Below are 15,020 nucleotides of genomic sequence, written 5' to 3' on the forward strand. Positions count from 1 at the left end.
GCCGTCATGAACCATCTCTCCTCAGCCCGTCCGACCCCGCCTTGCGAGCAACCTGTGCCGCATGGATAAGAATCTCGCCAAATATATCTGGAAACATACGAGCCGGCAGCAGCTGTGGATATTGTTCATCATCTTCCTGTCGATGCCGACCTATTACATGTCGCTCGACCTGCCCAAGCAGATCGTCAACGGACCCATCCAGGGCGATGGCTTCAACACGCCGGGCGCGCAGCAGACCTTCCTGAAATTCGCCATCGACCTGCCGGACTGGATCAGCAAGGCCGAGCCCGTCATCCTGTTCGAGGGCTTCAAGTTCGACCGCTTCCAGATGCTGATGGCGCTGTCGGCCGCCTTTCTCGTCCTCGTCATCATCAACGGCCTCTTCAAGCTCTATATCAACACCTATAAGGGCCGGCTCGGCGAGCGCATGCTGAGACGGCTCAGGTTCCAGCTCGTCGATCGCGTCCTGCGTTTTCCGCCCAATGTGTTCAAGCGGGTAAAGGCATCGGAAGTCGCCACCATGGTGAAGGACGAGGTCGAGCCCCTGGGCGGCTTCATCGGCGATGCCTTCGTGCAGCCGGCCTTCCTCGGCCTGCAGGCGGCAACCGCGCTGTTCTTCATCATGCTGCAGAATTTCTGGCTCGGCATCCTTGCCGCCTTCATGGTCGGCATCCAGGGTCTCATCATCCCAAAAATGCGCCGCCGGCTCATCAAGCTCGGCAAGGAACGCCAGCTTACCGCGCGCCAGCTCGCGGGACGCGTCGGCGAGATCGTCGACGGCATCTCCTCGGTCCATGTCCATGACACGTCCAATTACGAGCGCGCCGATATTGCCGACCGGCTCGGCCGCATCTTCAAGATCCGCTACGACCTCTATCAGTGGAAGTTCTTCGTCAAGTTCCTGAACAACTTCCTGGCACAGGTCACGCCGTTCCTGTTCTATGCGATCGGCGGCTATCTGGCGCTCAAGGGTCAGCTCGATATCGGCCAGCTCGTCGCGGTGATCTCGGCTTACAAGGATCTGCCGAGCCCGATCAAGGACCTGATTGACTGGGACCAGCAGCGCCTCGACGTGCAGGTCAAATACGCCCAGGTCTATGAGCAATTCCATGTCGACCAGCTCATCGATCCGCAGGTGGAGGCGCTGACCCCCGGACCGGTGGTGCCGATCACCACGGCGATTTCCATCGCCAATTTCTCGGCCAGCGACGACAGCGGCGCCAGGCTTTTGGAAAACATCACCCTCGACATCAGGCCGGGAGAAAGCGTCGCGGTCATCGGCACGGCCGGCGGCGGCAGCGAGGCGCTGGCCGATGCGATCGCCCGCCTGGTGTGGCCGGAGAACGGCCGCATCACCGTCAACGGATCGGACCTGCTCGCGCTGCCGGAGGCGCTGACGGGCCGCCGCATCGCCTATGCCTCGGGCGATGCCCATCTCTTCCAGGGCACCATCCACGACAACATCGTCTATGTGCTGAAGCACTATCCGGTCAGCGAGCGGACCTATGAAGGGGCGATGGCGAGCCAGCGCGAATGGGAGAAGGATGAAGCGGGGCGCGCCGGAAATCCCGATCACGACCTGCGCAGCGACTGGATCGATTACGAGACGATCGGCGTCAACGGACCCGATGAATTGTTCGCGGCTATCGAGCAGGTTCTCGACGCCGTCTCCTTCTCGGACGACGTGTTCGATCTGGGCCTCAGGGCCTCGGTCGACGAGGAACTGCATCCGGCGATTCCCAAACATATCGTCGAGGCGCGCAAGGCGCTGCAGGCGAGGCTCCAGGAGGAAGGGCTTTCCGGCCTCGTCGTCTCGTTCGATCTGGCGCTCTACAATACGGAAGCGACGGTCGCCGAGAACCTGCTGTTCGGCACGCCGGTCGGACCGGAGCTTTCGAACGCCAACCTCGCCTCCAATGCCTATTTCCGGTCGATCCTGGCGAAATCTCAACTCGACGAAGCGCTCTACCGCATGGGTCTCGAGATCGCCCGCAACGCCGTCGAGCTGTTCCGCGACCTGCCGCCCGATCATCCGTTCTTCCAGCAGCTCATCTTCATGACGGCGGACGAGATCCCGGATTACCAGGCGCTGCTGCAGCGCCTGCAGGACAGGCCCTTCGCCCAGGTCCCGGAAGCGGATCGCCAGCGCATCATGAAGCTAACCTTCTCCTATGTCGAGCCGCGCTACCGCTTTGGTCTCCTCGACCAGGACATGATGGATCGCATCGTCGAGGCGCGCATGGCATTCTACGACAACCTGCCCGACAGCCTCAAAGGGGCGATCGAGCTCTATGATGCGGAAGGCTACAACAAGTCCGCCAGCATCCTCGACAATGTGCTGTTCGGCCGCATCGGACATCGCCATGCCGATGCCGCCGAGCGCATCCGCAGCACCGTGCGCGCGGTGCTCGACGATCTCAAGCTCAGTCAGGACGTGGTGAAGATCGGCCTCGAATTCAATGTCGGCGTCGGCGGCCGGCGCCTCACCACGGTGCAGCGCCAGAAGCTGCATGTCGCGCGGGCGCTGCTCAAGCGCGGCGATTACATCATTCTCAACAAGGCGATGTCGTCGGTCGAGCAGCGCACCCAGGAGCAACTGGTGCGCTCGGTCATCGGCGAGGCGCATCGCGACGGCCGCAAGCCCGCCGTCATCTGGGTCTTGAGCAATCCGAACCTCGCACGCCTGTTCGACCGGGTCGTGGTACTCGACCGCGGGGCTGCCGTAGAGGACGGGAATTATGACCATCTGATGGCGCGAAAGGGCGTTTTCGCGGGGCTTTTGGCGTCGTAATATGGGTGAGATGGAAAAGGGAGAATTGAGCCATGCAGCTCAGGGATGAAGTCGAGCTGTTGCGGCGTGTGCCGCTCTTCGCCGGCGTGGCTCCTGCCAAGCTCAAGCTTCTGGCCTTCACGTCGGACAGGGTCAGCTTCGATGCCGGACAGACGCTGTTCAAGCAGGGCGACCCGGGCGATGCCGCCTATGTGGTGCTGGCGGGCTCCGCCGACGTGCTGGTCAACTCGCAGTCGGGCGAGATCAAGGTGGCGACGCTCGAGCCCAATTCGATCGTCGGCGAGATCGCCATACTCTGCGACGTCGCCCGCACCGCGACGGTCAGGGCCAATGCGCCGCTCGAGACGCTGCGCATCCGCAAGGATCATTTCCTCAGATTGCTGGCCGAGTTTCCGGAAATGGCGGTCGAGATCATGCGCGTGCTGGCCGATCGCCTGAGCCATACGACGGCCGAGCTCAGCGAGGCGCGCAGCAATCTCAGGCGGAAGGCGAATTAGGATCTGCGGGATCCTGCAGAGGTCGGCATGACTCAGCCCGACGTCGCCCTGCCGTCCGCGCCAGCCCTCGGGCGCATGAGCTTGCGTCAGGTGCGGCTTCTGACCGGTCTCGTGCTCTTCGCCTTTGCCCTGACGCATCTCCTCAATCACGCGGTCGGCCTGGTGTCGACCGACGCCATGGAAGTGGTGCGGCAGTGGCGCATCGCCGTCACCCGCAGCCCGCTCGGCACGGCCATCCTCCTCATCTCCCTCATCGTGCATTTCGTGCTGGGCATCGCCATCTTCATCAGCCGGCGCGGCCTCAGGATAGCGCCGCATGAATGGGTGCAACTGGCGTTCGGCCTGCTCATCCCGGTGCTGCTCCTGCGCCACGCCACCGCTCTCAGGGGCGCCCATATTTATGCCGGCGTCGACGACAACTACACTTACGCGCTGTGGATCATGTGGCCGGGCGAAGCCTGGCCGCAGGCGGCGCTCATCATCCTCGTCTGGGTGCATGGCTGCATCGGGCTGCATCACTGGCTGCAGTTCAAGGCCTGGTACAAGAACTTCAAATGGCTCTGGGTCGCGCTCGCCGTGCTGGTGCCGGCCTTGGGCTATGCCGGCTTCACGTCGGCGGCGCGCGCCATTCGCTATGAGACGGATTTCGACAATCCACTGACGCCTGAGCAAGCGGAATTCCTCAAGCACCTCATCAGCTATGAGGTCTATGGTTATCTGGGCCTTCTCGCTTTGATCGTGGCCGCGCGTATCGGCCTTGGCGTCCTCGACCACTATCGCAGCCGGATCACCATCTCCTATACCGGCGGGCAAAAAGTGTCGGCGATGCGCGGCCTCTCGGTCCTCGAGATCAGCCGCATCCACAATATTCCGCATGCATCGGTGTGCGGCGGCCGGGCGCGCTGCTCGACTTGCCGGGTGCGCGTCATCGAAGGCGATGCCGATCAGCCGCCGCCCAATGTCAACGAGCGCCGGGTGCTGCAGCGTGTCGGCGCTCCCGCCAATGTCCGGCTCGCCTGCCAATTCCGTCCGGTGAACGACATCACCATCACGACCTTGCTGCCGGCGGTGACGGCCGATGCGCTGGGCGGGCTCGCCGATAAATATTTCTGGGGCGTCGAGCAGGAGGTCACCGTCATGTTCTGCGACTTGCGGGGTTTCACCAAGCTGTCGGAGCAGCGGCTCTCCTATGATGTCGTCTTCTTGCTCAACCAGTATCTCGGCCGGATGAGCGAGGTCATCACCGACACCGGCGGCTATGTCGACAAGTTCATGGGTGACGGCATCATGGCGATCTTCGGCATGGACAAGACGGCGAAGACCGGCGCGATCGAGGCGTTGCAGGCGGCCCGCGCCATGGGCGGTGTGCTCGATGCCCTCAATCAAAGCCTCCACGAGGAGCTGCGCGGCCGGCTCGAAATGGGAATAGGCCTCCATTCCGGCTCGGCCATCCTCGGCCGCATCGGGGCGGCGGGGCGATCGGGTGCCGCCGGCGCCGTCACCGCCCTGGGCGATACGGTCAATACCGCAAGCCGGCTGGAAGGGGCGTGCAAGGAGCTCAATATGCAGGCCATCATTTCTAAAGCGGTTCTGGACAGGGCCCAAGCCGATGCTACCCGGCTCGAGACGCGGCGGCTCGACATCCGGGGACGGGCGGAGCCGATCGAGGTCGTTATGGTAAAGCGGGCGACGGAGCTTCCCGCTTTGGAGTCGCATAGCGCGTAAGACCTGCTACCATAGACCTGAGCGAGGGATACAAGTCATTGATGGTTAAGCGTGATTTCACTGTGAAGTTCTGGGGTGCACGGGGCAGCATTCCGGTCTCGGGGCCGGGCTTTTCCCGCTATGGCGGCGATTCCTCCTGCGTCGCGATGCGCTGCGGCGAGCATCTCCTGCTGTTCGATGCGGGCTCCGGCCTCAAGCGCGCCGGCCTCCAGATCGAGGAGGAGGGCCTTAAGCGCCTCGACATGTTCTTCTCGCATTGTCATTGGGACCATATATTCGGCATTCCGTTCTTCATGCCGCTCTATCGCAGCAGCATGAAGGTCCGCATCTGGTCCGGACATCTTGCCGGCGTCATGACGACGCACGAGATGATTGCCGGCATCATGAAGGCGCCCTATTTCCCGATCGCGCCGGAGATCTTCATCGCCGACATCGACTACAGGGATTTCAGGCCGGGCGACGTGCTCAAGCCCCATGACGGCATCGTCATCCATACCGGCAGCCTCAACCATCCCAATGGCGCGGTCGGCTATCGCGTCGAATTCCAGGGCAAATGCGCATGCTACATCACCGACACCGAGCATGTGCCGGGCAAGCTCGACCAGAATGTGCTGAAGCTCATCGATCACGCCGACCTCGTCATCTATGACGCGGCCTTCTGCGAGAAGGAGATGCCGCGCTATCGCGGCTTTGGCCATTCGAGCTGGGAAGAAGGGGTGCGGCTGTGCCGCGCGGCCAACGCCAAGAAGCTCGCCATCTTCCATCACTCGCCGTTGCGCGAGGACGACGAGCTCGACAAGATCGGGGAAGATGCGAAAGCGGAATTCCCCGGCGCCTTCGTCGCGCGCCAGGGACAAGTGGTCGAGCTTTGATCCCTCAGGCGGCGAGAAGGTCTCGCGCTGTGCGCCAGCTTGCGATCCCCGGCGGAGCTGCCGTGAAAAGATCGCGCAGGAACCGGAAGGCCTCATCATCGCTCACCAGATGATGGCTCAATATGCCGACCGGCCGGCCGCCCGCGGCGCGGGCCGCCGTCAGTTCCTCGGCGAGGGCTGAGACAAGCCAGGCATGATCGCGGCAGGCATTGCCCGCATGCGAATCGATGATGTCGATATGGGTATTGACGACGGCAAGACCCGGGCGTGGGCGCAGCTTGTGGCCGAAGGCTGACAGCGCGCGAAAGCCCAGCGCCGGCAGGTCGTCGAGGAGGCCCGGATCGATGCGGTTCCAGGGCGGCACCAGCATGGACACGAGACGCTCGCCATGAAGCTCGGACAACCGTGCGAAGGCCGCCGAGAGATCGTTCAGCACTGTCGCTCGTGGCCGATGCGGACCCAGCTCCTGCTTCTTCTCGAGCTGTGGGGCGTGATTGGCATGCGACCAGCCGTGGATGACGGGATGGATGTGCGGCGCCGTCTCGAGGCGGCGCGCAAGCGCAGGCCCCGACCGCGCCGGGACGATCGCCAAAGCAACAGGTATCCCGTAGTCTTCCGCAAGCGCGATCAGCCGGTCGAGCTTGGGCGTCGGCTCGGCCGCGTCGTCATCGCGCAGCCACAGCTCGGGTGTCAGGCCCAGATCGCGCCAGCGCGCGAGCTCGCTTTCGACCGGTTGCCAGAGAGTCATGATACGATGCCCCTGAGGATCAGGCCGAGCTTTACCGCGGCGAGTCTGAGAGAGCGTTCCTCGAAGACGAAATCGCGCGCCGCTTTGCCATAGGCCGCGCGCCGGGCATCGTCCAGAAGCAGCGCGCGGATCGCCGCGGCATAGGCCGCGACATCGCCTTCCCTGGTCAACAGGCCGGTCTTTTCGTGATGGACCACGGCCGGGACGCCGGCGGTCGCCTGCGCCACGACGGCGAGGCCTGCGGCCTCGGCTTCAAGATAAGCCATGCCATAGGCTTCGCCGCAGCCTGGCCATACATAAAGGGCGCCCTCCGCGAGGGCCGACCGTACGGCATCGGTGCCGAGCTCGCCCCGCCAATCGATGCGGTCCTTGGGAATGCCGTCGAACAAAGCGATCGTTTCGGCGCGCAGCGGGCCGTCGCCGATCACCGTCAAATGCCAGGGCAGGTCGATGAGAAGCAAAAGCGCCTTGGCGAGCATGGCGAAGCTCGCGAATTTGTCGCCCTTGCGCATCATCGCCACCGTCACCAGCCTTTGCCCGGGTGAGGATGCCGCGATGTTTTCATAGGCGGTGGTGTCGATGAAGGGCGCGAGCGACGCAAAGCGCGCCTCAGGTGCAATGCTTTCCAATCCCGGGCGATCGCGATCGGTGAAGCACAGATTGACGCGCGCCAGGCTGACGGCAGCGCGGATCAGCGCCTGGGCCTCGGCCCAGCCCTCGAGGTCGCGCCTCTTGGCATAGGACGCTTCCGCCGTGACATAGGGAATCTCAAATTCGCGGGCGAGATCGGGACCGATGAGATCGGGGGCCTTGTAGTAGAGATGATAAGTGAACCAGAGATCGGGCTTGCCTGAGCCGGCCCATTCCTGCTTGAGCCTTGTCTTCTCGGCGTCGGCTTTGCGTTTCAAGTCATCGAGAGGCCCGGGCTCGGCCCGGAACGCGCGCAAGCGGCTGGCGAGCGTCACATCGAAGCCGCCTTGGGCCAAGGCTTGCATGAGCAGGCGTGCCATCTGCCGGTCGCCGGAGGGAACCGGATGATCGGGCGCCTTGAGCGGTGCGTAGAATGCGATCTTCACCTTTTTGCCTATGGCGGCCTTCCGCTTCGTCGTCAATCGCAGGGTGCGAGCGTGTTCACGGGGGCTTTATCGCCAAGCTAGTCTCGCCATGCTAGCGTCACGGCATGAGCGACGGAACCAGGTTGGAATTCTTCGACACCCTGCCGACATTCAAGGAATTTTCCGGCGTCGCCGATGAGCGCAACTACCAGCCCTTGCCGGCCGACTGGTCGCTGGCGACCGCCGACATCGTGAGCTCGACGCGCGCCATCGAGCGCGGCGAATACAAGGCCGTCAACATGGCCGGGGTCAGCGTGATCTCGGCCGTGCTCAATGCGCTGGGCCATGGCCGCATTCCCTTCGTCTTCGGCGGCGACGGCGCGCTCTTGGCGATACCGCCGAGCGCCGTTGCCAAGACACGCGAGGCGCTGGCTCAGACGCAGGTCTGGGTGAAGGAGGACCTCGGCCTCGATCTCAGGGCCGCAATTGTGCCGATGAGCGATATCCGCCAGCAGGGGCATGATGTGAAGGTCGCCCGCTTCCAGGCGAGCCCCCATGTCACCTACGCCATGTTTGCGGGCGGCGGCGCCAATTGGGCCGAGAGCCAGATGAAGGCCGGCAACTATGCGGTGCCCGCAGCACCGCCCAAGTCGCGTCCCGATCTCACCGGACTGTCCTGCCGCTGGGATCCGATCGCCGCGAAGAACGGCGAGATCGTCTCGATCATCGTCACGCCCAAGGGCCAAGGCCGCGGCGCGGAATTTTCCAAGCTGGTCGACGACATCATCGGCATCGTCAGCGGCGAGCCACAGGCCGGCTTGCCGGTGCCGCGCAAATTCGGCTTTCCGCCCAAGGGCCTCAATTACGAGGCGCTGGCCTCGCGGCGGGGCTCCCTCCTGGCGCGCAAGCTCTATATCCTGGCCGAAAGTCTTGCGGGCTGGGTGGTCTTCAACAACAATCTGAAAGTCGGCCGGTTCGATGCCGCGGTCTATAAGAACGACGTCGCCCAGAACACCGATTTCCGCAAATTCGACGATGGGCTCAAGCTCACCGTCGACATCGGCCCCGAGCGCGTCGCCCGGCTGGAAGAGCGCCTCAAGCAGGCGGGCCAGGAAGGGCTCTGCCGCTATGGCCTGCATCGCCAGAACTCGGCGCTGATGACCTGCTTCGTTCCCAATCCCTTCGCACGCGACCATTTCCATTTCATCGACGGGGCCGCGGGCGGCTATGCCATGGCGGCCGCCAATATGAAGGCAATGCTTGCCGCGTGACGCTTGCGCCATGCCGCTCAGTCGTCTAGGGCATTGACAATCCTCAACAAAAGGGGCGGGTAGGAGTCACATGAAGATTGCTGTCATCGGCGCCGGCTATGTCGGACTGGTCTCCGGCGCCTGCCTTGCCGAATTCGGCTTCGATGTGTTCTGCGTCGACCAGAACGCCAAGCGCGTCGATGAGCTCAATGCCGGGCGGATGCCCATTCATGAGGCGGGCCTTGATCATCTCGTTCGTTCCAACAGCCAGGCCGGACGCCTCCATTTCACCACCGATCTCAAATCGGCGGTCGCCCAGGCCGAGGCGGTGTTCATCGCCGTCTCGACGCCGACGCGGCGCGGCGACGATGCCGCCGATCTCGCTTACGTGCACCAGGCGGCGAGCCAGATCGCGCAAGCGCTCGACGGCTATTCCGTCATCATCACCAAATCCACCGTGCCCGTCGGCACGGCGCGCAAGCTCAAGGAGCAGATCAGGGCGGCGAGGCCCGATGCCGAATTCGACGTCGCCGCCAATCCGGAATTCCTGCGCGAAGGCTCGGCGGTCGAGGATTTCCTGCATCCCGACCGCATCGTTATCGGCAGCGAGTCGAAACGCGCCCAGGAGACCTTGCGCAAGATCTACCAGCCGATCACCATGACCGGGGCGCCGCTCATCTTCACGGATTTCGAATCGGCCGAGCTCATCAAATATGCCGCCAATGGCTATCTCGCGATGCGGCTCGCCTTCATCAATCAGCTCGCCGATCTCGTCGAGAAGGTCGGCGGCGATATCGCCGTGGTCGCCAAGGGCATCGGCCACGACAAGCGCATCGGCCATCACTATCTGCAGCCGGGACCGGGCTTCGGCGGCTCGTGCTTTCCCAAGGACACGCGCGCCCTGGCCGCGACCGCCCGGGAAGCAGGTGCCCCCTTCAGCCTCATCGAGGCGGTGGTCGGCGCCAATGACAGGCGGAAAGCGCAGCTCTTTACGCGCGTCAGCACGGCCTTGGGCGGGAGGGTCGCGGGCAAGCGCATTGCGATATTGGGTCTCGCCTTCAAGGCGGAAACGGATGACCTGCGCGATGCGCCGGCCCTCGACCTCGTCCCGGCGCTCGCCGCGGCTGAGGCCACGGTCGTCGCCTATGATCCGGTCGTGCGCAACGACGGCAACAGCGCCTTTGCCGGCATCCAATGGGCCAAGACCGCCTATGAAGCCGCCAAGGATGCGGATGCCGTCATCCTGCTCACCGAATGGAACGAATTCCGCGGCCTCGATCTCGTCAGGCTGGCGCGCGGCATGCGCGAGCCGGTGATGATCGACCTGCGCAACCTCTATTCCATCGCCGACATCGCCAAGACGCCCTTCATCTATCACAGTCTCGGCCGGCACAGTTTGCGGCCGCTGATAACCGCTACGCGCTGAGAGCTATCGCGCTGGCATCGTCCGCCGGCTTGAAGCGCGGAAATTTTTCGCAAGTCGGATCGCTGGCCTCGATCTCGCGCAGCCTGGCGTAAAGATCGGCGACTTCGCCACACTGAGCCCGCGCCAAAAGCTCCTGCTCCGATGCCGCATCATAGTGATCGACCAGGCGAAAGAAACCATCGCTCGCCATGAGGGCTGAAGTGGGATCGGTGAGCGGCATATGCTCGACGAAAGCGAGGCAGGCGCGATCGGCCTCGATCACGCCGTAGCCGCCGGGGCGGTTGCGGCGCCTTCGATTGGCGAAGAGCTCGGGCTGCAATTTCTGCGAAATCTGCTTGATGTCCGACATGCCGGAGGAGCGCAGGCGCTGCGCCTCGGCCGTGATCCAGTGATCGAAATCATCATTGGCGAAATCGACGATGCGGCGAAAGCCGTTGCGATCATCCGCCAGCAGCCGGCAATCGCCGAGCCGCACGGCGTGCCACCCCGACCCGATGCGGCATAAAGCGGCGATGCAGGCGGCGGGCGGGTCATAGGCGTCGGGCATCTTGCTGCGGCGGAGCGCCTCGGCCTGATCGGCGATCAACCGGTCGACGAGATCCGACATGACCGTCTTGACGTCCAGCGCCCCGGGCAGGAGTTTGCGCAAATGCGCATCGATACGCGTGACGAACCACTGCGCATCGCTGCCGGCAAGACCGAGGCTTACGTCATTGATGCCGGTCACGCCATCAAGCGCCCAGGCGGCCTCAACGTCGTCAGGCTCGCCGATGAAGCCGACGGCATCCTCGTTCACCCGGCCGCTGCCCTGGCTGATGCGGCCGGCAAGTTTCAGTCTCATTGGGGAGAAGCTTCTCCGTCGATCCATGTGCGGGTGACGGAAAGCTCATCCGTCAGATGGACGAGATTAGCGCGGAAGCCCGGGCCCAAGCGACCCAATTCTCGATCTACCTTGAGGAATTCGGCGGGATAGAGCGAGGCCATGCGCAGAGCCTCGGTGAGATCGACGCCCAGCACCGTGACGCAAAACCGCACCGCCTCGTCCATGGTGAGGATGGAGCCCGCAAGTGTCCCGGCATCGAGCTCGAGCCGGCCATTGCGCGCGATCACCTCGCGGCCCTGCAGTTCGAAACGCGGCGGTCCCCCGGCCGCGGGCGGCATCGCATCAGTGACCAGGAACAAGCGGCCTTTCTTTTTGGTCTTGAGCGTCACTTGCAAGGCGAGCGGATGGACATGATGGCCATCGGCAATGATGCCGCAATAGCTTTCAGCATCGGTCAAGGCCGCGCCCACCATGCCGGGCTCGCGATTCTGCAACTGGCTCATCGCATTGAAGAGATGGGTGAAGCCGCGAGCGCCGGCGGCCAGCGCTGCTTGCGCCTCCCTCGCGGTCGCCTCGGAATGGCCGAGCGAGACGATGATGCCCGCTTGGCTGAGCGCGCGGATGGTATCAGGCGACACATGCGAGGGGGCGACGGTCAAAAGCACGATGCCGCAATCGAGGCTTTTGAGCCAAGCGACGTCCTCGGGCGTGATGGGACGGATGTGCTGAGGCGGATGGGCGCCAGCGCGGCGCGGATCGAGAAACGGGCCCTCGATATGGATGCCGAGGATGCCGGGAACGCCCTGCCGGCGCGCCGCCTTGACGGCATCGGCCGCTTGCCGCGTGATCTCCGGACTGTCGGTGATGACGGTCGGCAGCATGTTGGTCGTGCCGAAGGCGCGGAAGGCCTCCGCCATGCGGCGGATGACGGCGAGCGACGGCTTGTCGTTGAGGAGCGCGCCGCCGCCGCCATTCACTTGCGCGTCGATGAAGCCCGGCGCCAGCACGCCGCCCTTGAGATCGGTGACGGCGATGCCGCGATCGAGCCGGGCCTGGGGCACGATCTCCTCGATCCGGCCACCGGCGATGACCGCCGCCTTGTCGTGGTGGAAGCTTACGCCGTCGAAGAGGCGGGCGCCGGTCAGAGCGAAGCGTGTCATCTTGTCTCTGTCACCTTCTTGAGCAGCCGCGGCCTGTCGGGATTGCGTCCGCGCCGCCGCGCGATGCGTTCGGCACTGCCGTAAAAGGTCTGGATCAGCGAAATGGGGTCGAGGAGGGGATGCCGTGTCGCGGCATAATCGGGCGTGATCACATGGGCGCCGGCATCGCTCAGACGTCTCGCCGTCTCTCGCGTCGTGGCCAAGGCCTGGTCCTTGGGCGAAAAGACGAGCACCGGAAAGCCTTCGGTCACCAGCTCCATGGGGCCGTGCAGCACTTCGGCGGCGGAATAGGCTTCGGCATGGAGGCCTCCGGTCTCCTTGAGCTTCAAGGTCGCCTCTTGCGCCATAGGCAAGGACGGGCCGCGGCCGAGCACGAAGGAGGAGTGCGATTCGGTGAGCATGTCCTCGGCGTCGCTCCAGCGCAAGGCGAGCGCCTTGGCGAGATCGTCCGGCAGTGCCTGCAAGGCGTCGGAAAACCGGGCGTCGCCCGCGGCGGCGGCGGTGAGCCCCGCCGCCATGGCGGCCGAGGTGATGAAGCTCTTGGTCGCGGCGACGCTCTGCTCGATTCCGGCGCAGAGCGGCAGGCAGAGATCGGCTTCGCGCGCCAGGGGCGAATCTTCCGTGTTGGTGACGGCAAGGGTCGGGATGCCGGCCCGCTTCGCCTCGGCCTGGAAAGCGATGATGTCGGGACTCTTGCCCGATTGCGAGATGGTGAGCAGCAGCGTGTCGCGCAAAGCGAGCCTGGCGCCATAGACCGAGACGACGGACGCGCCGACCGAGCAGCAGGGGAGGCCCAGCGTGATCTCGACCAGATATTTGAAATAGGAGGCGGCGCAATCGGACGAGCCCCTGGCGCAAGTGACGATATGGCTCGGCTTCCTCTCGCGATAGAGGCGGCCGAGCTCGGTGAGCGCCTTGGCATTGGTGGCGAGCATGCGGGCGACGGCTTCAGGCGCTTCGGCGATCTCACGCGCCATATGGGTTTCGAACTCGGTCATGATCCTGCTGTAAGATGAAGCTCGGCGACGAAATCATAGGAGTCGCCGCGATAATGGGAGCGGGTGAATTCCACGATGCGGCCATCGGCCAAATAGGACACACGCTGGATGAACAAAGCCGGGCTGCCCTCCGGCAGATCGAGCAGCTCGCCCTCGCTCGCGGTCAAGGCCACGGCATGAAGACGCTGCAGCGCCCGGATGGGACGCAGCCCGCGGGCCTCGAGTGCCGCATAGAGCGAGGTGCCGGCGAAATCGGGATCGGGCAGGAAACGATGCGGGATCGTGGCGCGCTCGATGGCGAGCGGCTTGCCGTCGGCGCGGCGCAAGCGGTGAAAACGCGTGACCTTTTCGCCCGGCGACAGTGCCAGCACAAGCGATTCCTCCGGCGTCGGCAGCCCGGTCGAGCGGTCGAGCCAGTCGGCATCGGTCTTGATGCCGCGCAAGCGCATGTCCTCGGTGAAGCTGGTGAGCCGCGACAGAGGCTGCTCGATACGCTGGGACTTGGGCGCCACGAACGTGCCCGAGCCCTGGCGCTGCACCAGCACGCCTTCGGCGACGAGATCGGCGAAGGCCTTGCGCACGGTGACGCGCGAGATGCCGAGCATGCGGGCGAGGTCGCGCTCAGCCGGGATCGCTTCGTCATTGGTGAGGCGCCCTTGCGCGATCGCCTCGGTCACGAGCTTCTTGAGCTTGTGATAGAGCGGCGCCGGGCTCTCGTCGGCGATGCGGGCGCGATCGAAGATCGGATCGAGATGGCTCATGAGCTCCAATCCTTGAGGCCCGCGGCGCGGCGCGCCATCATGATGGCGCCATCGAGCGGATCCTTGTGCGGCTCGATCAGAGCTTTGCGCAGTTTTTCGGGGAGATAGGGCGTCACCGGCCGCGCCAGGCCACCAATGAGCGCGATCGAGGGGGCGCCCCTGGCGATGAGCGCTTCGACCATCCGGGCGACGCCCAAGGCCGCCTGCTCGACGAGCTCGATGCCGTGCCGGTCGCCGGCGGCTGCGGCGGCGAAGATGCGCGGCGAGAAGCGCGCATAATCGCGCGGCAAGGCGGTCAGCGCCCAATCGCCAAAGCCCTGCCGGTCGCGGCCGAATTCGGCGAGAAGCTCATCGAGCAAAGGCGAATTCTCGATCATGCCGTCAAAAGCAAGTGCCGCGCGGCGCAAGGCGGCGCGGCCCAATATGGCGCCCGAGCCGTCATCGCCCAAAGGAAAGCCCCAGCCGCCGAGCCAATGGCGCTTGCCGCGGACAAGCGCGAGTGCGGCCGAGCCTGTGCCTGCGATGACGATGCCGCCGTCGCGACCGTCATGAGCGCCGAGGCAGGCGACATAGGCATCGACATCGACGCTGAAGGCGGCGAAGGGGAGGCCGGCGCGTCTAACGCGCTCGGCCGCCTCCTCGGTGACGACCCCCGCCAGCCCCAAGCCGACATAAAGGCGCTCCGTCCCGGTTTCGGCGAGCCCCGCCTTGCGCAAAGCCTCGCGCGCCGTGGCCAGGATGGTGCGTAGCGCCCCGTCGAAATCCGAATAGATATTGGCAAGCCCGCCGATGGCTTCGCTGACGAGCGCGCCATCTTCCGTCCTGATGCGGGCGCGGCATTTGGTGCCGCCGCCGTCTATCCCTAAAAAAAGCCTGTCCGTCACGCGATTCTCCGTGGATGTAGAATACCAAAA

The 15,020-nt window shown here is 64.5% G+C and carries 13 protein-coding genes; 6 read left to right on the top strand and 7 right to left on the bottom strand.

Annotation, left to right across the window (positions count from 1 at the left end; all coding sequences use genetic code 11):
• Positions 1-61 precede the first annotated feature (61 nt).
• From DS839_RS19330 to DS839_RS19345, 4 genes are read left to right on the top strand one after another with little or no spacing between them, the layout of a single operon-like run.
• A complete protein-coding gene (locus DS839_RS19330) occupies positions 62-2,791 on the top strand; it encodes an ABC transporter transmembrane domain-containing protein (protein ID WP_119272109.1) in 2,730 nt (909 codons plus the stop codon).
• A gap of 32 nt (positions 2,792-2,823) precedes the next feature.
• Positions 2,824-3,288: a cyclic nucleotide-binding domain-containing protein gene (locus DS839_RS19335; protein WP_119272110.1), complete on the top strand. Its 465-nt coding sequence runs from the start codon at positions 2,824-2,826 to the stop codon at positions 3,286-3,288.
• A 27-nt stretch (positions 3,289-3,315) separates the two neighbouring features.
• Positions 3,316-5,013, top strand: coding sequence for an adenylate/guanylate cyclase domain-containing protein (locus tag DS839_RS19340; RefSeq protein ID WP_119272111.1), 1,698 nt, complete (start codon positions 3,316-3,318; stop codon positions 5,011-5,013).
• A 41-nt stretch (positions 5,014-5,054) separates the two neighbouring features.
• On the top strand, positions 5,055-5,885 hold the full coding sequence (locus DS839_RS19345) for an MBL fold metallo-hydrolase (RefSeq protein ID WP_119272112.1): 831 nt from the start codon (positions 5,055-5,057) through the stop codon (positions 5,883-5,885).
• A gap of 4 nt (positions 5,886-5,889) precedes the next feature.
• Here DS839_RS19345 and DS839_RS19350 read toward each other — a convergent pair whose 3' ends face one another.
• Entirely contained in the window at positions 5,890-6,633 is a 744-nt protein-coding gene (locus tag DS839_RS19350; RefSeq protein ID WP_119272113.1) for a polysaccharide deacetylase family protein, read from the bottom strand.
• A complete protein-coding gene (locus tag DS839_RS19355; protein ID WP_119272378.1) occupies positions 6,630-7,709 on the bottom strand; it encodes a glycosyltransferase family 4 protein in 1,080 nt (359 codons plus the stop codon). Before DS839_RS19355 ends, DS839_RS19350 begins: the two co-directional genes overlap by 4 nt.
• 104 nt (positions 7,710-7,813) lie before the next feature.
• Here DS839_RS19355 and DS839_RS19360 point away from each other — a divergent pair, with 104 nt between their 5' ends.
• Positions 7,814-8,959, top strand: coding sequence for a DUF3095 domain-containing protein (locus DS839_RS19360; protein ID WP_119272114.1), 1,146 nt, complete (start codon positions 7,814-7,816; stop codon positions 8,957-8,959).
• Between the two features lie 70 nt (positions 8,960-9,029).
• On the top strand, positions 9,030-10,364 hold the full coding sequence (locus tag DS839_RS19365; RefSeq protein WP_119272115.1) for a UDP-glucose dehydrogenase family protein: 1,335 nt from the start codon (positions 9,030-9,032) through the stop codon (positions 10,362-10,364).
• Here the strand turns inward: DS839_RS19365 and DS839_RS19370 are convergent.
• From DS839_RS19370 to DS839_RS19390, 5 genes are read right to left on the bottom strand one after another with little or no spacing between them, the layout of a single operon-like run.
• The gene (locus DS839_RS19370; protein WP_162918668.1) at positions 10,354-11,205 is read right to left on the bottom strand and encodes a protein phosphatase 2C domain-containing protein; all 852 of its coding nucleotides are present in this window, start codon (positions 11,203-11,205) and stop codon (positions 10,354-10,356) included. The two genes, DS839_RS19365 and DS839_RS19370, sit on opposite strands and share 11 nt — an antisense overlap.
• Entirely contained in the window at positions 11,202-12,347 is a 1,146-nt protein-coding gene (nagA, locus tag DS839_RS19375; protein ID WP_119272117.1) for an N-acetylglucosamine-6-phosphate deacetylase, read from the bottom strand. Before nagA ends, DS839_RS19370 begins: the two co-directional genes overlap by 4 nt.
• Positions 12,344-13,345, bottom strand: a complete 1,002-nt coding sequence (locus DS839_RS19380) for an SIS domain-containing protein (RefSeq protein WP_119272118.1) — start codon at positions 13,343-13,345, stop codon at positions 12,344-12,346. The genes nagA and DS839_RS19380 overlap by 4 nt, the downstream gene beginning before the upstream one ends.
• A complete protein-coding gene (locus DS839_RS19385; protein ID WP_119272119.1) occupies positions 13,342-14,106 on the bottom strand; it encodes a GntR family transcriptional regulator in 765 nt (254 codons plus the stop codon). The genes DS839_RS19380 and DS839_RS19385 overlap by 4 nt, the downstream gene beginning before the upstream one ends.
• Positions 14,103-14,990 (bottom strand): glucosamine kinase nucleotide-binding domain-containing protein, encoded by an 888-nt coding sequence (locus DS839_RS19390; RefSeq protein WP_119272120.1) that lies wholly within the window; start codon positions 14,988-14,990, stop codon positions 14,103-14,105. The genes DS839_RS19385 and DS839_RS19390 overlap by 4 nt, the downstream gene beginning before the upstream one ends.
• Positions 14,991-15,020 lie beyond the last annotated feature (30 nt).

The sequence above is a fragment of the Taklimakanibacter deserti genome (assembly GCA_003574785.1).